Origin of the sequence: Paenibacillus solanacearum, assembly GCF_910593845.1 — a bacterium.
Taxonomy (GTDB): domain Bacteria; phylum Bacillota; class Bacilli; order Paenibacillales; family NBRC-103111; genus Paenibacillus_G; species Paenibacillus_G solanacearum.
Genome location: NZ_CAJVAS010000005.1, coordinates 45,213 through 68,235, shown reverse-complemented (window position 1 = coordinate 68,235; position 23,023 = coordinate 45,213). Strand labels below are relative to the sequence as shown.

Here is a 23,023-nt window from a genome sequence, read left to right as displayed (position 1 = left end):
AAGCGATTTTAAACAGGAATACTTGTCTAAGTATAAACCTTCAAAAATCAGCTTTCAAGACAAAACCGGCGGATTCGCAAGCCTGTATGCACTTTGTCTTGCTATATGCATATGCATTCGGAAGGAATTGGTTCCTGGGGCAGCAGCATGCCGTGAAAGAAGGCGATTGTCATAACGTTCTTCTTGACGGTGGAACCATTTTCGATTACATTAGTAATAACCAAACACAACCAAATAGATTCGGTTTCAAACTCTTATCAAGAGCAGGTCGAGGGACTAGCCCGATGACACCCGGCAACCGACAAAACTTTGCGCCATTGCGGCGCAGGGCGATGCACGGTGCTAATTCTTGCGGAAGCGTATGCTTCTGAGAGATGAGAGAGGACGATGTATGCATACAAAGGCCTTTCTCGTACGCGCGGGAAGAGGCCTTTTTAGCTCTTGCCGCCAAGAGTGCGAGCGAATCCAACTAAGAAGGAGTGAACCCGATGCCCATTAAAGTACCTGATCATTTGCCGGCAAAAGAAGTGCTGATCAACGAGAATATTTTCGTTATGGACGAAAGCGTTGCGTATCATCAAGATATTCGGCCGCTTCGCATTGCGATTTTGAACCTTATGCCGACGAAGGAGACCACCGAAACCCAGCTGCTGCGGCTGATCGGCAACACTCCGCTTCAAGTCGAATTTATATTGCTGCATCCGAGAACCCACACTTCCAAAAATACGTCTCCCGAACATCTGGAGCAATTTTATAAAACGTTTGACGACGTCAAATACGAACGGCTTGACGGCATGATCATCACCGGAGCGCCGGTTGAATTGTACGAATTCGAAGATGTGACTTACTGGGAAGAGCTGAAGCAGATTATGGAATGGAGCAAGACGCACGTCACCTCCACGTTTCATATTTGCTGGGCTGCCCAGGCCGGATTGTATCATCATTTCGGCGTGCCAAAGCTCGGCCTCGAGGAGAAAATGTTCGGCGTATTCCCGCACACGGTCAGCAAGCCGAACGTGAAGCTGCTGCGCGGCTTCGACGAGCTGTTCCTAGCGCCCCAATCGCGTCATACCGAGGTGCGGCGGGAAGACATCGAACGCCATCCGGAGCTTGAAATATTGTCGGAATCGGAAGAAGCGGGCGTATATATCGTCGCCACGAAGGACGGGAAGCAAATTTTCGTTACCGGCCATTCCGAATATGATGCGTGTACATTGAAATATGAATATGACCGCGACATCAACAAAGGGCTTGAGGTAGCCGTTCCGAAAAATTATTACCCGAACGACGATCCGGCCAAACCGCCTCTGAACACTTGGAGAGCTCATGCGAACCTGCTGTTCTCCAACTGGTTGAACTACTATGTATACCAAGAAACGCCGTATGATCTGCACAAGGGAGAGTATGTAATATGAGCCATAGCGGTAGCGAAGATTTGAAAATCGAAAGCCGACTCGCACAGATCGGTTCCCAGGAAGAGCCGGTTACCGGAGCGGTCAGCTTTCCGGTGTATCAAGCGACGGCGTTTCGCCATCCGAAGCTTGGGCAGAGCACCGGCTTTGACTACGCGCGTACGAAAAGCCCGACGCGCAAAGTGCTCGAGGACGCGATTGCCGAGCTGGAATCCGGTGACGCAGGCTTTGCCTGCAGCTCGGGGATGGCGGCGCTGCAAACGATATTCGCGCTATTCAGCCAAGGCGACCATCTGATCGTATCGCTCGATCTGTACGGAGGGACGTACCGTCTGCTGGAGCGCATCATGTCCCGTTTCGGCGTGACCGCCACGTATGTGGACACGAACGATCTGGATGCGCTCGAGACGAGCGTGCAGCCGAATACGAAAGGGATCGTGATCGAGACACCGACCAATCCGCTCATGATGATTACCGATCTGGAGCTGGTTTGCGGCTGGGCTCGCAAAAAGGGCTTGATCTCCATTGTTGACAATACGCTGCTCACGCCGTTTTTCCAACGCCCGATTGAGCTTGGCGCGGACATTGTCATCCATAGCGCGACCAAATATTTGGGCGGCCATAACGACGTGCTCGCAGGCTTGATCGTCACCAAAGGCAAGGAGCTGTCCGAGCAAATGGCGTTCCTGCACAACTCGATCGGCGCGGTGCTCGGTCCGCAGGACAGCTGGCTGCTGATGCGCGGGATGAAGACGCTCGCGCTGCGTATGGAGCGGCACCAGCATAACGCAACGGTTATCGCTTCTTATCTTCAAGAGCATCCGCTGGTCGAATCTGTATATTACCCGGCGCTTCCGAGCCATCCGGGGCATGACGTGCAAAATAGGCAATCGTCCGGCAACACGGGCATTTTCTCCTTCAAAATGAAAGATGCGCGTTACATTGAGCCGATATTGCGTCATATCCGCCTGATCGCGTTCGCCGAAAGCTTGGGGGGCGTTGAATCGCTCATGACGTATCCGGCCGTGCAGACGCATGCGGACATTCCGCTGGATATCCGCAACAAGATTGGCGTTGACGACAAGCTGCTGCGTTATTCGGTCGGAATTGAGCATGCGGACGATTTGATCGCCGACTTGTCCCGGGCCATCGAGCTCGCGAGACAAGAAATCGAGGCCGATACGCAAGGCTGACGTTCACAAATTAATGACAATTGACCGTCCACTCGGGCCGCAGGGCCGATTGGCGGTCTTTTTCTATGGCGGGCGCGCCCGGTTTTATGTTACGATTGACTACAAAGGAGTTGAAGCTGCGATGAGTTCCATCGACCGGATACTGGACCAGGCGCTGGCAGGAAACCGCATTTCTGTGGAAGATTGCATAGCGCTGTACGATTCGAATGAAATTGAGAAAATGGGACATGTGGCGAACCAGATGATGCTGCGCCACCATCCTGATCCGATTACGACTTTTGTCATCGGAAGAAACGTCAACTATACGAACATTTGCGACGTCTACTGCCGGTTTTGCGCCTTTTACCGCTCGCCGGGCTCGGCGGAAGGATATGTGCTGCCGGATGAGGTCATTTTCCAAAAAATTCAGGAGACGATCGACGTCGGCGGTACCGAAATATTGATGCAGGGCGGCACGAATCCGAATTTACCGTTTACTTACTATACGAATTTGCTCCGTGAAATCAAGAAACGGTTCCCGGACATTACGATGCATTCGTTCTCACCGGCGGAAATCATGAAAATGAAAGAAGTATCGAACGGCCTTTCGCTGGAGGAGGTTGTGCGGGAAATTCACGCGGCGGGACTCGACTCGCTGCCGGGCGGCGGCGGGGAAATTCTCGATGACCGGACGCGCCGCAAAATCAGCCGGCTGAAGGGCTCGTGGCGCGATTGGATGGACGTCATGCAAACCGCGCAGCGCATCGGCATGAACACGACCGCGACGATGGTCATCGGCTTTGGCGAATCGCATGAAGAGCGGGCGCTCCATCTGCTGCGGGTTCGCGAAGCGCAGGACGAGTGCATCAAGAACGGCTGGGATTCAGAAGGATTCCTGGCGTTCATCTCCTGGACGTTCCAGCCGGATAATACGAACATGAAGGCCGAGAAGCTTGGGCCGGAAGACTATCTCAAGAACGTGGCGATCAGCCGCATCATGCTCGACAATATCAAGAACTTCCAGTCGTCTTGGGTCACAATGGGGCCGGAAGTGGGCAAGCTGTCGCTGCAGTACGGCTGCAACGATTTCGGCTCGACGATGATCGAGGAGAACGTCGTGTCCGCGGCGGGCACGACGCATAAAGTGAACATTTCGTCGACGCTGCAAATCATTCGCGAGGCGGGGAAAATTCCGGCGCAGCGCAATACGAGGTATGAGATTTTGCGAACGTTCGACGACGAGTCCGTCACGAAGGTGGATAACGATTTCGTCATGCAAAATTAGTCAAGAGCATAATCAAACGAAACGCTTATCTGTGCAAATCCGCCGAAGGATTTCGCATGGATAAGCGTTTTTTTTGTGTTTGTGGTGTGGGCGGCAGCGCGTTAGCCGAGCCATTGGAACACGGTGCTTCCGGCGTTTTCGTTGCTGCGGCCTTTAAGTGCAGCTCCGTCTGGATCAAATAGGGACGGTGGCATGAGCGGCGGTATGGTTGAGGAAGTAGCCTTGGCCGCGGCATCGGCATCGGAGGCTGCTGCCGGCCGGCCGCCGGCAATGACGACCGCTGCGCCTCGCGGCACGAGCGGGAACAATGCTTCGATGTTGTCGTTGCTCAGCCGGATACAGCCAAGCGAGCGATTTTGTCCGATGGAATCGGCATCGGAGGTCCCGTGGATCGCGATCGCTCCGAGTCCGAGCGCCGCCGTGCCATAGACGCCCGGCTGCTTCCCGAGCGGCATCGTGACCCGTTCGCCGACGCGGAACGTTCCTTCCGGCGTCAAGTGCCCTTCGGCACCGAGTCCGACCGGATAACGGGCCAGCATAGCTTCTCCCGAACGGAGCTGAAGCGTATGCTCCGCCGTATCGATCGTCACCATGACCGGTGCGTACGGCAGGCGGCCGAGCACGGCCAGCTCCTCCGGCTCGAGATTCGGGTAAAACATCCGTTCCGGATCCGTCTCTGCCGGATTAAATATCCAGCCGCCCCGCCCATTAAAAACGGTTCGGACATTTGCCGAACCGGAATGCGCTTCCATAGGGATGAAGCTTAAATAGTTATCGGGATAATTTTGCGTTAATCGTTCGATGGAGGCGGGGGCTGAGCCGTGATCGGCGATATACGTTTGCAGGGCGGTGCGTACGATATTCGCGGCCGCTTCCGTACGCGGCTTCGCCTTCTGGACATCGGGATGCAGAAAGCGGATTTTTACCGCTCGGTCGACGACCGGATTGTACTCGGCAGTAACGAACGCATTGGTTTTGGAGGCTTCGTCGGTGAGCGGGACGGCGATATGGCCTTCGTTCGGCGCGGCGGACTGAATTCCGTAAATGACAATGCCCTGCTTCGGATAAGCCTCCGCCAGTGTAATCGCCTTCTGGTGCAGGACCGTTTCCACTTGCGCATTAGGGGTGCCGTAGGCGAACGTTATCAGAAACGGCGATTCCGTCGTTTCGTAGCTCACCTCTTTGCCGACCGTCGAAGACTTGAGCACAGACACGGCTTTGGACACGGCGATGGGACCGTAAAGCACGGCAATGAGCAGCAGATTGATCAATAGCAGGAGCATGAGCCCGATTTTCACGAATGAAGGAACGACGGCTGCAGGCTTCGGGGGAGCTGCTTCACGCGGTGCTCGGCTCGGTTTCACGGCAGCGGATGGCTGCGGCTGCTGTTTCAGCCGTTCGGCCCCGTTCACTGCGGCATAAAAAAACGGGGAAGGCCGTGTCTTCATCGCTTCCTTATAATGATGAAGCGCTTTATCCGGGAAGCCCTGCTGCTCGTATTGCTGCGCCAAATGATAATGCGCTTCGGGCGAGCTCGGGTCCAAATAGCGAATGACCTTTTCATAATACTGGGAGTCGCCGCGGCTAAGGAACACATTTTTATGCAGATGAACGAGGTTGTCTTCACCGGCGCCATTCCGGTTCTTATGGGAACTGCTCATGGAAATCCTCCCTAAGCAATGGTTATGATACAAATAGTATCATAAAATCAAAAGTATCGAAAGTAAAATATACAATATGTATCCGATAGTGAGAGTCATATAAGAAGGTTATTGCGCGGATCGCTTTCTCATGAACTTTATCTTCGTCCGTGTCTTGGCGACGCGTGAGCAGGTAGCATACCACCCTGAATTACGCATCGCTCTCATTTATTACTATGCGGCGGGGAGCTGATTATTGTATATATGCGAACCCCGGGCCATATACTTTATACGAGAGCTGCGGCAGGAAAGGAGTGTTCAGGATGAAGCTGTTTGCAATCCAGTTGACGAATCGCGTGGAAGCGCAGGCGGAGCAGTTGTATGGCATGATGACAAGCTCCATGGAACGGCTACATAACAAGGAATCCATTCATATAGCAATGAACCGGTATGAAGGAAGGGGCGAAATCGAGGTCTACGGGGTACTGCCCGGTTTTCAACTGCAGACCGACGGAGATCCGTTGTTTGAATGGGCGGGCAATGCGATTGCGGATTATATCCTGCTCGTGGAAGAGCGCCGCATTCTTCGCTTCTTGCTCAAGCAGGAATTTCATTACGACAAAGAGGAAGACATCGATCGCATTATGAGCTATTGCGAGCAAATGTTAAGCGGGACAGGCGAATGGGAAGCGGAGAGAGCGGCCGGCGAGGTATACAATCGACGCAAGGCCAAAATTTCAGGAGAACTGGCTGACTATTTGAAGGAGCAAACGGAGCTGAATTTGGAAGGCTATGTACGGTTCCGGCTGCATCCTTACATCGACGAATTGCGCGACGTGGCTGAATATGCCGTGGACGAGTTCGTCATGGACCGCCAATACCAGGAGTTTATTTCGTTATTGCAATATTTTGTATACATTCAAGAGGCGCGAATTCCGTTCGTTCATTTGTTCCATAAGGGCGGCAACGAGTTTCTGCTTCTGAACGACCGAATGGAACAAATCGATACTGACGACCCGGAAGCGGTCGTTACGGTGGAGATGCTCGAGAAGGATATGAACTTCGAGGATATGATCGTCAGCACGCTCATCTCGGTATCGCCGCAGCAAATTTATATTCACACGCGCGAGCCGGAGCAGCAGGTCATCCATACGATCAAGCAAATATTCGAAAATCGGGTGGAAGTATGCGGCTATTGCAGGTTATGCCATAACCTTGACCGGGGCGCCGCCGCCGAATATAATAAAAGATAAGGCAACGATCGAAGACATGAACGGTTGAAGTGCTGTCCAGAGAGAAGGAACGTAGGCTGAAATTCCTTCCGTCCCGCGACTTTCGTTTACCCCTTCGTAGCCGTGACAGGGAACGGTGCATGCGCACCCAGTATCGGTCACCGGGTCATTCCCGTTACAGAATGCTTCGAGGATTGAACGGCAGGCTGTGAAGCTTGGCTTTCGGTCGAATGAGGGTGGAACCACGAGCTGAGCGCACTCGTCCCTTTCGGGATGATGCGCTTTTTTTGTTTGCTGCAAATCAAAGGGAGGTTTAATGATCATGTCAGTCAAAGTTACTTTTCCGGATGGCGCGGTTCGCGAGTATAACGCCGGAACGACGGTAGAAGAAGTCGCCGGATCGATCAGCTCCGGGTTGAGAAAAAATGCGGTGGTCGGCAAAGTCGACGGCAAGCTGGTGGATTTGAGCACGCCGCTGAACGACGATGCAGCGCTTGAAATCGTTACGCTGGACAGCAGCGACGGCCTTGAGGTATACCGGCACAGCACGGCGCACTTGATGGCACAAGCGATCAAACGCATCTACGGCGAGAAAAACGTGAAGCTCGGCATCGGTCCGGTCATCGAGGACGGCTTCTATTACGATATCGATATGGACAACTCGCTCACGCCGGAGGACCTGGCAAAGATTGAGAAAGAAATGGAGCGGATCGTGCAGGAGAACTTGCCGATTACCCGCCGGGTTGTAAGCCGCGAGGAAGCTATTCGCATCTTCTCCGAGCTGGAAGATCCGCTAAAGCTGGAGCTGATCCGCGATTTGCCGGAAACGTCGGTCATTACGATCTATGATCAAGGCGAATTTTTCGACTTGTGCCGCGGGCCGCACCTGCCTTCAACCGGCCGCATCAAAGCGTTCAAGCTGCTTAGCGTAGCGGGTGCTTACTGGCGCGGAGACTCGAAGAACAAAATGCTGCAGCGCATTTACGGCACGGCGTTCCCGAAAAAAGCCGAATTGGACGAGCATCTTCATCTGCTGGAGGAAGCGAAAAAACGCGATCACCGCAAACTCGGCAAAGAGCTGAAAATGTTCACGTTCTCCAATGAAGTGGGCCAAGGCTTGCCGCTGTGGCTGCCGCACGGCGCCAAAGTGCGCCGCACGATGGAACGTTACATCGTCGATCTGGAAGAACGTCTCGGCTACCAGCACGTCTATACGCCGGTGCTCGCCAATGTCGAGCTGTACAAGACGAGCGGCCACTGGGATCATTACCAGGAAGACATGTTCCCGAAAATGATTATGGATAATGAGGAGCTTGTACTGCGCCCGATGAACTGCCCGCACCATATGATGGTGTACAAGAGCGACATGCGCAGCTACCGCGACTTGCCGATCCGGGTTGCCGAGCTTGGTACGATGCACCGCTACGAAATGTCCGGCGCATTGACCGGCCTCCACCGCGTAAGAGCGATGACGCTCAACGACGCGCATATTTTTTGCCGGCCGGATCAAATCAAGGAAGAGTTCGCTCGCGTCGTCAATCTGATTCGCCAAGTGTACGAAGATTTCGGCATCAAGGAATACCGTTTCCGTCTGTCGTACCGCGATCCGAAGGACACCGAGAAGTACTTCCAGAACGACGAAATGTGGGAAATGTCGCAGCGCATGCTGCGTGAGGTCGTCGAGGAGCTCGGCTTGCCGTTCTTCGAAGCGGAAGGCGAAGCGGCCTTCTACGGGCCGAAGCTGGACGTGCAGATCAAGACCGCGCTGAAGAAAGAAGAGACGCTGTCGACGGCCCAGCTCGACTTCCTGCTGCCGGAACGGTTCCAGCTCGAATATATCGGCGCCGATGGGCAGAAGCATCGTCCGGTCGTCATTCATCGCGGCATCATCTCGACGATGGAGCGCATGACGGCGTTCCTGCTTGAGAACTTTGCCGGTGCGCTGCCGACATGGCTGTGTCCGGTACAAGCCAAGATATTGCCGGTATCCGGCAATTTCGACGGCTACGCCAAGGAAGTGGAAGAGAAGCTGGCGCAAGCGGGCATCCGTGTTGAAGCGGACCTGCGCAACGAGAAGCTTGGCTACAAAATCCGCGAGGCGCAGCTTGAAAAAATCCCGTATATGCTTGTTGTCGGCGAGAATGAAATAAGCAGCGGCGGTGTTTCGGTACGGCGACGCGGCCAAGGCGATCTCGGCGGGCACAGCCTGGATGCGGTGATCGGCTTGATCAACGAAGATATTCGCTCCAAACAGGTGTAACAAGCCAGCTTCGCTTACACCGATTGTGAATAGACCATACAGCAGCCTGTCTTTCTGAGCAGAGCTTCGAATCGGCGCCACTATGCGGCGGCGCCGGATGAGAGCTTGCCTGCCTGAGAGGCAGGCTTTTTGACTTAGGCGCAGCGGTCATGTGCTTCGGTTTATGTATATATTTTATTTTCGTTGGGCAGTCTCTTATATTAAGGGGAGGTTTAACGAAAACATATGTTACCGAAAACCGCAAGCCATGCAAAATGGATTTGTCTCATCACTCTGATGCTGTCCGTATTGATGTGGTTTGAACAAGATGGGCCATCGATCGGAAGCGCTCAGCCGCCTTCTCCGGTCGCCGAAATCAAAGCAGGTACATCCGGCGCAAACGCCGGGAAAAACGAGATACGGCCCGTATCGGCCGTGATGACGGGTCAGGCCGTACAGACCGTACAATCGCGGGCCCGAAGCTACAAGCTGTTCCCGCATAAGGATCAAGATTTGACCAAGCTCAAAGCGGTAGAGGTCATCGCTACTGGCTATTACGCCGGCATCGAGTCAACAGGTAAAAATCCGGGACATCCCGAATACGGGCTCACTTACTCCGGCATGAAGGTGATGCGCGACGTCGAGTCGTTCTCGACTATCGCCGCCGACCCGTCTGTCTTTCCGATCGGTACCGTGCTGTACATTCCGGGATATGGTTACGGCGTTGTCACCGATACGGGCGGAGCGATCAAGGGCAATCGCATCGATCTATATTTTGAAACGAAGGACCAGGTGTACAGGGAATGGGGCAAAAAGACGCTTCATGTTTTCGTTGTCAAAAAAGGCAGCGGCAAAATGAACGAAGCGATGTGGGACCAGCTGAAAAAAGAGCTTTTGTTTTAAATTTCCTGTCATACGCTCTCCGCTTCTGTCCATACTAAAGGACGAAGGGGAGGTGATATCCATGGCGAAAAACAAAAACCGTAAACAAAACAACGATACGGAGTTTGCGCAAGAAGTAGCGGTAAACGCAAAGCAGCAGCAAGCCGCTCAAACTAACGCAAACCAGAATGCAAACCAATTCGAAAACGAAAACCAAAACGTGTAATTACGCGTAACCATACAAAAAACATATCCAAAAAGGAAACCTGCGGTGATTAGCCCGGGTTTCCTTTTTTCAGTGTTAACAATATTGCCATCTTCTTTCGTTTTCCTTGATTTTTTTGTTTTCAAAGCGGAATGTTTGTTGTAAAATAAACATATTGTAATCATTGTTAACATTATCGGATAGGTGATGTTTCATGCTGAATGCGTTATGGTCAGGGGGCCTGGTACAGGTGAACAAACGGAAAGCGGCCGAAGTGTACCCGTTTTTAGAAGCATTCATCGCTCGGAAAGAGGAGCAGATCGCCGAGATCGAGCAAGCGGTGCAGCGCTATGAGAAAAAGCGGATGATCGAAGAACGAAACTATCAGTCCATGTCAGCTTTGCGCAAAATGTTTGCCGGGAAAAAGCCGGACCATCATCTGGCTGTTGAATATATACATTATGTCAAGAAACCGATGGAACAAATCCGCAAGCTTCGGCAGGAGATTGAGCATGCCCGCGACATTTTGCAGCAAAGCCGCCCGACCGATCTTGTCGATGTCAGCGAAGAGTTGGAGAAGGAGCTCGGTTAAGGTATACTGCTTTTGGTTGAACGAAAGACATAGCGGACGAAACGTAAAGGCTCCGATCCATCCGGAGCTTTTTTGGATTAAGCACATGGTTTAACAAAGGCAGGCTTCGCCTACCGCCGAGACGGTTCGCTGAAGCTTTTTTTGCGCTGCAAAAACGCTCTTCCAAGCAGGAAGAGCGTTAGGTGGAGGCTTAAGCGCCGATGCGTGGCCGATCTCGCTGCGTGGCAGGCCGTATGATGTGGATTCGTATATGCTGCCGTTTATTTGTGCTTGGATATCGTGAGCCGCTCGATCTCGATAAAGTCATGCTCCTCGCTGTAGGCGGGCACGCCGTGTATGCCGACATCGAGTCCGACGAGCTCTTCGTCGCGGCTGACCCGCACCGGTACGAAGCGGCCGATGGCTTTCAAGGTGAGCCATGTCAGCGCGAACCCCCAGACCGATACGGTCACCAGCCCTAGTGCCTGTACGCCGAGCAGCTGGAAGCCTCCGCCGTACAGCAGTCCGCTGTAGCCTTGCCCTACGCTTGAGGTCAGCTCGGGCTTGGCGAACAATCCGAGCGCGAGCGTTCCGAGGCTGCCGCTGACGCCATGAACGGCGAATGCCCCGACGGGATCGTCAATGCGGCGCGATTCAAGAAACTCCGTCGCGAACACCATCGCGATGCCGCATACCGCGCCGATCAATATGGCTGCGCTGTCGCTGACGAACGCGCAGCCGGCCGTAATGCCGACCAGCCCGGCAAGCGAGCCGTTAATGACCATCGGCGGATCGGCCTTGCGATAGCGCAGCATCGTGAACAGGATGCAGGTTGCGCCGCCAGCCGACGCCGCCAGCATCGTCGTCACCGCAATGTGGCCGATGCCCGCGTTCGTGGCGCTTAGCGTGCTTCCCGAGTTGAACCCGAACCAGCCGAACCACAGAATGAAGGCGCCGACGGAAGCGAGCGGCAAGTTCGACGGCGGAACGATATTAGGGGTGCCGTTCTCGGCAAACTTGCCGATGCGCGGCCCAATGAGAATGGCGGCCGCCAGCGCGGAAAATCCGCCGAGCGCGTGAATGACGGCCGAGCCTGCAAAGTCGATCATCCCCAGCCCGCCGAGCCAGCCGCCGACGCTCCATACCCAGTGTCCGGCTATCGGATAAATGAGCCCGGTCATGGCAATCGTATACAAGATATAGGCTCGAAAGTTGACGCGTTCCGCGACAGCGCCGGATACGATCGAAATAACGGCGATGACGAAGGCGCTTTGGAACAGCCAATACGTATCATGGGAGATCGACAGTGTGATATGCGTCAGGTCTCCTCCCATCATGAAGCCGCTTGTACCGATCAGGCCGGAGAAGTCTTTGCCATACATGAAAGCGAACCCAAAAAAGTAAAAAATCAATGCCCCGAACGTAATGTCGACAAACACTTTCATAATGATGCTGACGGCGTTTTTTTGCCGGACGAATCCGGCCTCCAGCAAGGCGAAGCCGCCTTCCATCAGCAAGATCATCGCTGCCGTGAGCACGACCCAGATCGTGTCCAGGCCGTTGCTCAGCGTAGTTATATCCATGAAGCTCATCCCCTTCAATAGCATGCGGACACCCATTCCGCCCCTTATTATAAAATTGCGTGACAGGTATGTCAACGGAATACGTAAGATAAATTAACACGGAATACGAATTGTTCGTTTCTACTCTATTGCGGCTCCTCCATTTCCGAACAAAGCATACTTTTCCTAAATCCGGCTCATTCTATAACGTATAAGATTTGGCGAAAAAACGGAGGGAAACGAAATGATCCCATTGCATTCAAAGCTGACTGGTAAGGAAGAAGCGTTCGAGAAAGTAAGGCATCAGCTGCACGCATTCGAGTTCACGCTGGGCGGGAACTGGGAATATGACCACGGCTGCTACGACCGTTATTTGGATGAGGCGCATAAAGTATGGCTGCGCATTCCATTCGAGGTGACGCACGGGAGGCTGGACGGCGACACGGATTCGACCGATGCCGTCGTGCGGATCGGCGAGCCGTTTGTATTAAAGCATCTATATAATGAAGGATTGGACAAAGAAGCGCAGGTGAACACCTATGGCGCGCTCATGAACCAATTCCAGGAGCCGGTAGACAAGGATGCCGGCGTCGAGGGCAAATGGATTGAAGAAGCGAAGGCGCTGCTTTCGAAGGTGGAGAGCAGCTGGCGTTAAAGACGTTTATTTTTACCTCCATTTTATTTTCCTTTAAGGTTTCTTTAAGGTTGCGCGTGCAATATATAGTCAACAATAAGTCTTACGGACGCAAGGATGGAGCGTTTTTTTTTGGAAGCTCCCGCCGTCCCGAAGACATCAGACTATAGGATGCTTGCAAGAAGCCTTATTTTCAATGGAGGTTATCGCTATGGACAACAACAACAATAATAACAACTACAATGACTTCTTTCGTCGTCCGCAAGACGATGGCAAGTATAATGACGATACGACAAGACGCGGCGAATCCCGGCCTCAGTACGAGCAAGAGCCGGCTTCGCATCAGGAACGGATGGAGCGAACATCCCATTATTTCTCCTACGGTCCGTTCAATCCGAACACGGCCGACACGACCGCCCGGGACAGCGAGGGCTCCACGCCTGTGGAAGTGACGCCGCCGAAGCCGCTTCGTCCATTCAGCTACGGACAACCGGACGATGCGAACGGAACGCCGCTGGGCAACTGGCAGCTTGGCGTGCCGAAGAAATCCGGAGGGGGCTTCAAGAGCGTATTCGCTTCCTTCATGGCCGGCGTCGTCGTGGTCGGCGCGCTGATGTTCGCATCCGACAAAATGAACCTGTTTACCGGAGCGCAAGGCGTGATGACCGGCAGCGGATCTTCCGGATCGGCGCCTGTGGCATCGACGGGTAACGGCGGCGTGAGACCGTCGGCGCTGGATCTCGGCCGCCCGAATAATATTGCCCAAATCGTAGAGCAAGCGAGTCCCGCCGTCGTGAAGATCGAGACGAAAGTGAAAGCCAAGAGCTCTAGCGGCCGCACCGGCAATCCGTTCTTCGACGATCCGTTCTTCCGCCAGTTTTTTGGAGATGACTTCGGCGGCAGTCAAAAGCCGAAAAGCTCCGATCAGCTGCAGCCGGGCGGGATGGGAACCGGATTCATCTTCGAGAAATCCGGATATATTTTGACCAACGAGCACGTCATTGACGGTGCCGACGAAATTTGGGTCACCGTGCAAGGCTACGACAAGCCGCTCAAGGCGACTTTGCTTGGCAACAGCTACGATCTGGATCTCGCCGCGCTGAAGATCGAAGGGGACAAAGACTTCCCGACGCTGCCGCTCGGCAGTGCGGATAACTTAAGCGTAGGTGACTGGGTCGTGGCGATCGGCAACCCGTATGGCTTCGACCATACGGTGACGGTCGGCGTGCTCAGCGCGAAAGAACGCCCGATCAGCATCCCGGACCAAAAAGGGACCCGCGAGTACAAGCATCTGCTGCAAACCGACGCTTCGATCAACCCCGGCAACTCCGGCGGTCCGCTGCTCAACTTGAACGGCGAGGTCATAGGGATCAACACGGCGGTCAGCTCGCAGGCGCAAGGCATCGGCTTCGCCATTCCGACCAGCACGATTTCGGCGGTGCTCGACAACTTGAAGAACAACGTGAAAATTCCGAAGGAACCGGCTCCGTACATCGGCGTACAGCTGCAAAATGTCGACAAAGAATGGCTCTCCGAGCTGAAGCTCGACAGCACCGACGGCGCCATCGTCGCTTCGGTTGAGCGCAAGAGTCCTGCGTTCCAGGCGGGCATTCGTCCATATGACGTCATCGTCGAACTGAACGGCGCGAAAATGAAAACGTCCGACGATCTCGTCACGGCGATCAAAAAGCTGAAGGTAGGCGACAAAGCATCGTTCGGCGTCATGCGCGACGGCAAAAAGATGGTGATCGACGTGGCGATCGGCGACCGGAATGCGGAGCAGAAATAATAGATCGCATCTGAATCAAGGCAGAGCGCGCCCCCTGCGCTCTGTCTCTTTTTTCAGTGTATATATGTTGTTAAGCGAAGGACTCCCGGCCAGGAACAGATGTAGGCTTTGGCGGGTCGCTTCACTTTTGGGGGATTTGTTCTTACAATAGAAGCAGGCGGGTGAATCGATGAGATGAGAGAAAAAATATTGGTGATTGACGATGACGATAAAATTACTTCGATGCTGCGGCGCAGTCTGGCCTTCGAAGGGTATACGGTGTTTACGGCGAACCATGGGATGGACGGGCTGAAGCAAATTCTTGAGCATGAGCCGGACATCGTCATACTCGACGTCATGATGCCGCAGCTCGACGGCTGGGAAGTCGTGCGCCGCATTCGCGAAGGCGGATCGGATGTGCCTGTGTTGATGCTCACGGCCAAGGATGACGTGTCGGATCGGGTCAAAGGGCTCGACCTCGGTGGCGACGATTATTTGGTGAAGCCGTTTGCGCTGGAGGAGCTGCTGGCCCGCATTCGCGTTATGCTGCGCCGGAAATCGTCCGAGAAATCGGAGCAGGCGACGAACCGTCTGCATTACCTGGACATCTTCATGGATCTGGATACGCGGGAAGTGTACCGCGGCGGTCAACTGGTCGAATTGACGACGAAGGAGTTCGAGCTGCTTCACCTGTTTCTGCAAAATCCGCGGCGCGTGCTGTCCCGTGACATTATAATGGAGAAAATATGGGGATACGATTATAGCGGGGAATCGAATGTGCTGGAAGTGTATATTGCGCTTCTGCGGCAAAAAACGGAGGAGCATGGCCACAAGCGGATCATCCAGACGGTTCGCGGCGCCGGTTACGTGTTAAGAGGAGAGAGCTGACATGTCGATTCGGCTTCGGCTGACGCTATGGTACACCGCGATTTTAACGGCAACGCTGCTGCTGCTCGGTCTGGGGTTGTATATATTTCTTCATACGATTTATTACAGTTCGTTAAAGGATGATCTGCGCGCACAAACGGAATTGCTGCGGTCGAGAACGATCGCGACGTACACCTTTTCACTGGAAGGCGGCAAGCCCGGCTATATTTTTAATATCGTGGGCGGGGTACCGCGGGGCAACAATGTATTGTTTCAAGTGGTCAATGTGGACAATGGGACGAAATTCCCGTCATCGAGGCTGCAGGAAGTCGGGATCCAATTTCCCGATATCGATACGAAAAAAATGAAATGCATCTTGAACGAGTCGTGCTTATACGAAAAGGCACGGATCGATAACATGGACTTTATTCTATATTATACGCCGATTTATGCTACCCGCTTTCCCGCTGCGTCGGAACTGCCCGCCGGCATTATGCAGTCGGCGATGTACGCCGACGACCGCTTGTTCGTCATGCTGCGGTTGATTTTGACGGTAACGGGGCTTGTAGCGATTTTGCTGGCGGCTTCCGTGGGCTGGTTCCTCGCGCGTAAGGTGCTCAAGCCGATCGGACAGGTCATCGATGCGACCAACCGTATCGAGAAGGGGATTGACCTCGACAGGCGGATCGAATACAACGGACCGAACGACGAGATCGGGGTGCTGACGGAGACGATCAACGGCATGCTCGGCCGGCTGCAGCACGCCTATGCGGAGCTCGAGGAAGCTTACTCGGCGCAGCGCCGGTTCGTATCCGACGCTTCGCACGAGCTGCGCACGCCGCTGACGACGATTCGCGGGAATGTGGAGCTGCTGGAAAAAATGTGGAAGCAGGCGGCGCTGAAAGCCGGGCCCGACGAAGGCCAGAAGCTGGAGCTGACGCTGGAAGCGATGCATGATATTTCCGGCGAGGCCGAGCGGATGTCGCGGCTCGTGAACGATCTGCTGTCGCTGGCCAGAGCCGACGCCGGATTCCAGATGGCGAAGACGAATCAGCCGATTCGTCCGATCATCGACGAAGTGGCGCGCAAGGCGGCGCTGCTGCCGAGGAGCGCGGAGTTCCAGATCGGCCATCTCGACAGCCTGAACGGCGTATACGTGATGGGCAATGCGGATTACTTGCAGCAGCTGTTATTCATCTTTATCGAGAATGCGTTCAAGTACACCGACGCGGGCTTCGTCCGCCTCGACGCGCTCCGGCACGAAGGACAAGTGGGTATCCGGATCGAGGATACCGGGATCGGGATGGACAAAGAGGAAGTTCCGCATATATTCGATCGCTTTTACCGCGCGGATCCTTCGCGGGGCCAGAAAGCCGGCACCGGTCTGGGGCTGTCGATCGCCCGCTGGATCATCGACGAGCATCACGGCTCGATCGAGGTGAAGACGCTGAAGGACGAAGGGTCGACTTTTGTCATATGGCTGCCGGCCAGCTCCTCCGGGGCGATCGAGGTACAGGGGACGGAAGGGCATTCCATCGCGGATCAGAATCAGGTATAATCATACAAAGGAACTACAAAATTTCGACAAAGGCAGGTGCAGCATGGACGTAATCAAAATTTCCCCGCGCGGTTACTGCTACGGCGTCGTCGATGCGATGACACTGGCCATGCAGACGGCCAAAAACCTCAATCTGCCGCGGCCTGTCTATATATTGGGCATGATCGTTCACAACGCTCACGTTACGGATTATTTCGAGAAGGAAGGCATCGTCACGCTGGACGGCTCGAACCGGTTGGATATATTGGAACAAATCGAATGCGGAACCGTGATCTTCACGGCTCACGGCGTTTCGCCGGAAGTCCGCGCGCGAGCCAGGGAGAAGGGGCTTACGGTGGTGGACGCCACTTGTCCCGACGTGACGAGGACACATGATTTGATCCGCGAGAAAACCGCCGAAGGCTACGATGTCATTTATATCGGCAAAAAAGGCCATCCCGAGCCGGAAGGCGCCGTCGGAGTATCTCCGGAACGCGTTCACCTGATCGAGAAGCCGGAGGAAGCCGAGGCACTGAATTTGTCGGGCGGCAGGGTTATCATCACGAACCAGACGACGATGAGCCAGTGGGATATCAAGCATATTATGAACAAACTGATCGAGCGGTTTCCGCATGCGGAAATCCACAACGAAATTTGCCTTGCCACGCAGGTGCGCCAGGAAGCGGTCGCCGAACAGGCCAAAGACGCAGACCTGCTCATCGTGGTCGGCGATCCTCGAAGCAATAATTCGAATCGGCTTGCCCAAGTGTCGGAAGACATTGCGGGCGTCAGAGCTTACCGTATCGCCGATGTGACGGAGCTGCAGCGGGAATGGCTTGAGCCGGTGCGGCGGGTGGCCGTCACATCGGGCGCTTCAACGCCGACGCCGATCACGAAGGAAGTCATCGGCTATTTGGAGCAGTATGACCCCAAACGGCCGGAAACGTGGGAAATTCGGCGGACCGTCAATTTGAACCGCCTGATCCCTGCTCCCAAGCAAAAAGCAAGCGTAGAATAGACATCGCAGAAGCGGGAAGGGACGTAGCAGCAGATGAACAAAACGGCGAAAATCAAAAAGCCTTTTCAACCGAGCCGAATTCCTCGCTGGTTTAAATACAAATATTTGCTGCTGACCCGAGCCAAGGGAGGTCCGGGCATGGTGGCGCTGGGCTTCTCCATCGGGCTTGCGATTGAAATGTTTACGCTCCCGACGGCCGGACTTGCCTTTTTTCTTATATTTCCGCTTGTGTACTTGTTCCGGGCCAGCATGGCCGCGGCGCTGCTCGGCTTCGTCTTCGGGAAAATCATCTACATTCCGATGTCGTTCTTAAACCGGAAGGTCGGGGCCATGGTGCTGCCGAAAGGGACAAGGGGGCATCTGCTGCAGCTGCTGCCGGATTGGCTCGATACGTTCATCCGGTTTAATCTCAAGCTGATTGTCGGCGGCGCCATTGACGGGGTGATCCTCGGGCTGATCGCGTACTTTCCGATCAAGTGGACGCTGGAGTGGTTTCACAATAAGCGCAAGGAAAAGCGGAGGAAGCGGAAGGAACAGCTGCTGCTCTCGTCCAACCCGAACGGTTCGTAAAAGTAATATATATAAGTATTGACGGGGAAAGGCTTCCCGTTGTATAGTCACTTTAGTGATTAAAAGCTTAAAAGCGTATAAGCGTCGAAGTGCTAAAATACTCGTCCTGAAGGAGCGTGCTCTTATGATCGTTATTTTATCCAATAAGGTAACGCAAGAACGCATTGCCGAAATTGTCCACCATATCGAAAAACACGAAGTAACCGCCCATGTCTCCCAAGGCGTGGATCGTACGGTTATCGGCATTATCGGCAATGCAAGCCCGACGCTTGCCGAGCAGCTTCGCCAGCTATCCGGCGTGGAGCAAGTCGTCAAAATTTCCAAGTCGTATAAGCTGGCAAGCCGGGACTTCCATCCGGATAACACGGTCATCAAGATCAAAGGCGTCGAGATCGGCGGCGACGAGCTCGTCGTCATGGGCGGACCTTGCGCGGTGGAAACGCCAGAGCAGATCGATGAGATCGCAAGGCTGGTCAAAGCGTCGGGCGCGCAAGTACTGCGCGGCGGAGCGTTCAAGCCGAGAACAGGCCCGTACAGCTTCCAAGGTACCGGCGTGGAAGGTCTTGTGATGATGGCGGAAGCGGGCAAAAAGCATGGCCTGCTGACCATAACGGAAGTCATGACGCCGGAATACGTCGATGTATGCGCCGAATACGCGGACATTCTCCAGGTCGGCACGCGCAACATGCAGAACTTCGACTTGCTGCGCAAGCTTGGAACGATCCAGACGCCTGTGCTGCTCAAACGCGGTTTCAGCGCGACATACGATGAATTTTTGAATGCGGCAGAATATATACTTGCGGGCGGAAATCCGAACGTTATGCTGTGCGAGCGCGGAATCCGCACCTTCGAGCAGTACACTCGCAATACGCTCGACTTGGCGGCGATCCCGGCGCTGCAAACGCTCAGCCATCTGCCGGTTATCTCCGACCCGAGCCACGGGACGGGGCGGCGCGAGCTCGTAGAGCCGATGTGCAAAGCATCCGTCGCGGCCGGCGCCAACGGCTTGATCGTGGAAATGCATACGGACCCGGACAACTCGATGACCGGCGACGGGGTACAATCGTTGTTCCCGGATCAGTTCGCCCGCCTGATGGTCGATCTGGAGAAGCTGGCTCCGCTGTGCGGCAAGCGTTTTGATACGAAAAAAGAGCCCGTTCTGACATGACAAATTCGTAAGGGAAATGAAAAGTTTGTCGAAAAAGCTTGAATTTTCGCGAAACAGCGAAAAGTCAAGCTTTTTTTGTCTGGAAATATGAAAATCTTGTGTCTTGTGTGAGCATACCTAACACACCGATAAAAAATACCTGACATAAGTATTGACGATTCTCGGCGAAACGTTTTATAATAAGTCCATATTAAATAAAAACTTGAACAATGTACGAACAAAGTGGTTGGAATGTTCGGAAATTAGGAGGTAAGCGAGTCCATGTCAGTTCAAAACGTGTTAAACACAATTAAAGAAAAAGGCATCGAGTGGATCGATTTCCGGTTTGTCGATTTGAGCGGCAGAGCACATCACATTTCTTTGCCTGCAGTTGAAGTTGACGAAGAAACATTCGTGAACGGCGTTGCATTTGACGGTTCTTCCATCCCTGGTTTCAGAGGCATCGAAGAGTCCGACATGGTCATGATGCCGGATACGGAGAGCGTCTACATCGATCCTTTCACAGCACACCCGACGCTGGTGGTAATGTGTAACATTCACACGCCTGACGGTGAACGTTATGAGCGCGACCCTCGCAGCATCGCTCAAAAAGCCGAAGAATATTTGCAAAAAACCGGCGTTGGCACGACAGCATTCTTCGCTCCTGAATCCGAATTTTTCATTTTTGACGAAGTTCGTTTCGAAAGCAAGCAAAACACTTCTTCTTTCTTCGTGGATTCCGAAGAAGCACACTGGAACACGAACCGCAAAGAAGAAGGCGGCAACCTGGGCTTCAAAGTAGGACACAAAGGCGGCTACGTTCCTGTAGGCCCGACGGACTCCCAGCAAGATATCCGCAGCGAAATGTGTCGTTTGTTGATGGAAGCCGGCCTGCGCATCGAGCGTCATCACCATGAAGTAGCGACAGCCGGCCAAGGCGAAATCAACTTCCGTTTCGACACGTTGACAAAAACCGCAGACAATTTGTTGAAATACAAATATATCGTTCAAAACACAGCAAGACAATACGGTAAAGTGGCAACCTTCATGCCGAAGCCGATCTTCGGCGACAACGGCAGCGGGATGCACGTTCACCAATCGATCTTCAACGGCGACAGCCCGTTGTTCTACGACAAAAACGGCTACGGCAACTTGAGCGAAATGGCGCTTCACTACATCGGCGGGATCCTGTACCATGCTCCTGCACTGATCGCCATCACGAACCCGAGCACGAACTCCTTCAAGCGTCTGGTTCCTGGTTACGAAGCGCCGGTGAACCTGGTATTCTCCAAAGGAAACCGTTCCGCAGCCGTTCGTATTCCGGTTGCTGCTGTAACGCCGAAAGGCTGCCGCATCGAGTTCCGTACACCGGACTCCACGGCGAACCCATACCTTGCATTTGCCGCTATGCTGCTTGCAGGTCTGGACGGTATCAAGAAGAAAATCGATCCTCGCGCTCTTGGCTACGGTCCGCTCGACAAGAACATCTACGAGCTGTCCGATGCAGAGAAAGGCGAAATCCGCAGCGTTCCTGGAACGCTGGATGAAGCGCTCAACGCTCTGGAAGCAGACTATGAATTCTTGACAGAAGGCGATGTCTTCTCGAAAGACTTCATCGATAACTACATCAACCTGCACCGTGAGCAAGCGAAAGCCGTAGCAATCCGCATTCATCCGCACGAGTACTCCTTGTACTTCGATCTGTAAGATTCGCACTTATTCTTATATGTAGCCTCACGGCCGCACGAGCGGCGGTGTGACGGCGAAGTCCGGCATCTGTTTCCTACAGGTGCCGGATTTTTTTTGTCCTTTGGCCGCCGCAGATGATTAAAAAAATTTAATCAAAGCAGCAGATCCGCCAAGCTGGGAATGGGCCGGATCGGTAATGGTTTTGTAACAATCCGCCATTATAATGAAGCTATACTGTAAAATGCTGCGTTGGGTGGTGCAATGGATGGGTGCTCAATGGACTGAACAAGAGGCGGCGCATCTGCTGAGCAGAGCGACGTTCTTCCCGGGTAAAGCAGAGGTAAGCGCTTCCTTGGAGCTGGGGAGGGAAGAAACGGTACGACGGCTGATTGCCGGCGAATCGCTGACAGGGAAAGAAGAAAATTTGACGCCGTTCAAAGAGTTGAAAGCAGACGGCAAAAATTTGGTCGGCGATCAAATCGTCGATCAGCAGACGTATTGGCTCTATCGGATGGTGAATACGGAGGCACCGCTGATTGAGAAAATGACGTTGTTTTGGCATGGTCATTTTGCGACCTCTTACCAGAAGGTAAGAGAGATTCCGCTGATTCTTCGGCAAAACGACCTGTTTCGCAAGCATGCGACAGGCGATTTCCGCGCGCTTGTCGAGGCGGTCGGCAAAGACCCGGCCATGATGCTGTACCTCGACACGAATAACAACAAAAAAGGGAAGCCGAACGAAAACTACGCCCGCGAAGTGATGGAATTGTTCACGCTAGGGGTCGGCAACTATACGGAAGATGACATTAAAGAAGCCGCCCGGTCCTTGACCGGCTGGGTGTACGACAAGAAGACGGATACGATCAGCTTCAATTCGAAGCAGCACGACACCGGCAAAAAGACAATTCTCGGCGAAACCGGCAACTTCGATGAAACCGACGTGGTGGACGTATTGTTCAAGCAGGAAGCGCTCCCGCGGTTTGTTGCGATGAAGCTGCTCACTTACTTCGCTTCGGAGCGCCCTTCGGCGGAATGGATATGGGAAATCGCCGATGTCTTCGCCCAGACGCATCATATCGGGGAGACGCTGAATTACTTGTTCCTGTCCGACGCGTTCTACAGTCTGGAGCATCGCGGGGCGATGATCAAGACGCCGGCCGACTATGTTGCAGGCATCTTGAAGGCGTTCAACCTGCCGATGGCCAAAGGTTTCGCCCAATCGATGCGCAAGATGGGACAGGAGCTGTTCCTGCCTCCCGATGTAGCCGGCTGGAGAGGCGGGACAACGTGGCTGATGACGACGAACCTGCTTGCCCGCTATCAGTTCGCTGAGTCCGTGGCCAAGCGGATTAACGGCAATGTGCTCAATTCCAAGACGTTTTTGCTGAGCGATCAAGCGGAGCCGCAGCAGTGGGTCGCCCATTTTGCGAGTCAGGCAGGCATTCCGCTGCTGGGGGAACGCTCCATAAACGTGCTTTCCTCCTACGCGGAAGAAACGTTTGTCCACTCCAAGCAAAAAGTGAACGGCATGCGCGGCTTGCTCCAGCTGATTATGATCAGCCCGGATGCGCAGATGAAATAGAAGGGGAGAAA

The 23,023-nt window shown here is 53.9% G+C and carries 19 protein-coding genes and 1 riboswitch; of the genes, 17 read left to right on the top strand and 2 right to left on the bottom strand.

Translation table 11 applies throughout. From position 1 onward, the window contains the following. Positions 1-251 precede the first annotated feature (251 nt). Positions 252-381, top strand: a riboswitch (SAM riboswitch). Between the two features lie 107 nt (positions 382-488). From metA to mqnC, 3 genes are all read left to right on the top strand, one after another. Next, entirely contained in the window at positions 489-1,415 is a 927-nt protein-coding gene (gene metA, locus KXG62_RS08020; protein ID WP_218091428.1) for a homoserine O-acetyltransferase MetA, read from the top strand. Further along, complete coding sequence (locus KXG62_RS08015) at positions 1,412-2,605, top strand: aminotransferase class I/II-fold pyridoxal phosphate-dependent enzyme (protein ID WP_218091427.1); 1,194 nt, start codon at positions 1,412-1,414, stop codon at positions 2,603-2,605. Before metA ends, KXG62_RS08015 begins: the two co-directional genes overlap by 4 nt. A gap of 121 nt (positions 2,606-2,726) precedes the next feature. Next, a complete protein-coding gene (mqnC, locus tag KXG62_RS08010; protein ID WP_218091426.1) occupies positions 2,727-3,869 on the top strand; it encodes a cyclic dehypoxanthinyl futalosine synthase in 1,143 nt (380 codons plus the stop codon). Positions 3,870-3,970: 101 nt separating this feature from the next. Here the strand turns inward: mqnC and KXG62_RS08005 are convergent, their stop codons facing one another. Next, entirely contained in the window at positions 3,971-5,530 is a 1,560-nt protein-coding gene (locus tag KXG62_RS08005; RefSeq protein WP_218091425.1) for a L,D-transpeptidase family protein, read from the bottom strand. A gap of 302 nt (positions 5,531-5,832) precedes the next feature. On the opposite strand from KXG62_RS08005, the gene KXG62_RS08000 reads away from it, so the two are divergent. The 5 genes from KXG62_RS08000 (at position 5,833) to KXG62_RS07980 (ending at position 10,659) form a co-directional block, all read left to right on the top strand. Continuing rightward, complete coding sequence (locus KXG62_RS08000; protein ID WP_218091424.1) at positions 5,833-6,762, top strand: putative sporulation protein YtxC; 930 nt, start codon at positions 5,833-5,835, stop codon at positions 6,760-6,762. Between the two features lie 301 nt (positions 6,763-7,063). After that, a complete protein-coding gene (gene thrS, locus KXG62_RS07995; protein ID WP_218091423.1) occupies positions 7,064-9,001 on the top strand; it encodes a threonine--tRNA ligase in 1,938 nt (645 codons plus the stop codon). Between the two features lie 225 nt (positions 9,002-9,226). Continuing rightward, positions 9,227-9,883, top strand: a complete 657-nt coding sequence (locus KXG62_RS07990) for a 3D domain-containing protein (protein ID WP_218091422.1) — start codon at positions 9,227-9,229, stop codon at positions 9,881-9,883. A gap of 61 nt (positions 9,884-9,944) precedes the next feature. Then, the gene (locus KXG62_RS07985) at positions 9,945-10,088 is read left to right on the top strand and encodes a hypothetical protein (RefSeq protein ID WP_218091421.1); all 144 of its coding nucleotides are present in this window, start codon (positions 9,945-9,947) and stop codon (positions 10,086-10,088) included. A 229-nt stretch (positions 10,089-10,317) separates the two neighbouring features. After that, positions 10,318-10,659 (top strand): hypothetical protein, encoded by a 342-nt coding sequence (locus KXG62_RS07980; RefSeq protein ID WP_246627345.1) that lies wholly within the window; start codon positions 10,318-10,320, stop codon positions 10,657-10,659. Positions 10,660-10,919: 260 nt separating this feature from the next. Here KXG62_RS07980 and KXG62_RS07975 read toward each other — a convergent pair whose 3' ends face one another. Next, positions 10,920-12,221, bottom strand: coding sequence for an ammonium transporter (locus tag KXG62_RS07975; protein WP_218091419.1), 1,302 nt, complete (start codon positions 12,219-12,221; stop codon positions 10,920-10,922). A gap of 223 nt (positions 12,222-12,444) precedes the next feature. On the opposite strand from KXG62_RS07975, the gene KXG62_RS07970 reads away from it, so the two are divergent. The 9 genes from KXG62_RS07970 to KXG62_RS07930 all read left to right on the top strand — a co-directional run bounded on the left by KXG62_RS07970 (position 12,445) and on the right by KXG62_RS07930 (position 23,012). Next, positions 12,445-12,855, top strand: a complete 411-nt coding sequence (locus tag KXG62_RS07970) for a YugN family protein (RefSeq protein WP_218091418.1) — start codon at positions 12,445-12,447, stop codon at positions 12,853-12,855. A gap of 190 nt (positions 12,856-13,045) precedes the next feature. Then, positions 13,046-14,623: a trypsin-like peptidase domain-containing protein gene (locus tag KXG62_RS07965; RefSeq protein WP_218091417.1), complete on the top strand. Its 1,578-nt coding sequence runs from the start codon at positions 13,046-13,048 to the stop codon at positions 14,621-14,623. Between the two features lie 174 nt (positions 14,624-14,797). Further along, positions 14,798-15,490, top strand: coding sequence for a response regulator transcription factor (locus KXG62_RS07960; RefSeq protein WP_218091416.1), 693 nt, complete (start codon positions 14,798-14,800; stop codon positions 15,488-15,490). A gap of 1 nt (position 15,491) precedes the next feature. Then, positions 15,492-17,027, top strand: a complete 1,536-nt coding sequence (locus tag KXG62_RS07955) for a sensor histidine kinase (protein ID WP_218091415.1) — start codon at positions 15,492-15,494, stop codon at positions 17,025-17,027. A gap of 43 nt (positions 17,028-17,070) precedes the next feature. Next, entirely contained in the window at positions 17,071-18,024 is a 954-nt protein-coding gene (locus KXG62_RS07950) for a 4-hydroxy-3-methylbut-2-enyl diphosphate reductase (protein WP_218091414.1), read from the top strand. A gap of 33 nt (positions 18,025-18,057) precedes the next feature. Further along, positions 18,058-18,594, top strand: coding sequence for a DUF2062 domain-containing protein (locus KXG62_RS07945; protein ID WP_218091413.1), 537 nt, complete (start codon positions 18,058-18,060; stop codon positions 18,592-18,594). Positions 18,595-18,718: 124 nt separating this feature from the next. Next, the gene (gene aroF / locus KXG62_RS07940) at positions 18,719-19,762 is read left to right on the top strand and encodes a 3-deoxy-7-phosphoheptulonate synthase (RefSeq protein ID WP_218091412.1); all 1,044 of its coding nucleotides are present in this window, start codon (positions 18,719-18,721) and stop codon (positions 19,760-19,762) included. A 261-nt stretch (positions 19,763-20,023) separates the two neighbouring features. Further along, positions 20,024-21,448, top strand: a complete 1,425-nt coding sequence (gene glnA / locus KXG62_RS07935) for a type I glutamate--ammonia ligase (RefSeq protein ID WP_218091411.1) — start codon at positions 20,024-20,026, stop codon at positions 21,446-21,448. Positions 21,449-21,695: 247 nt separating this feature from the next. Next, the gene (locus KXG62_RS07930; RefSeq protein WP_218091410.1) at positions 21,696-23,012 is read left to right on the top strand and encodes a DUF1800 domain-containing protein; all 1,317 of its coding nucleotides are present in this window, start codon (positions 21,696-21,698) and stop codon (positions 23,010-23,012) included. Positions 23,013-23,023 lie beyond the last annotated feature (11 nt).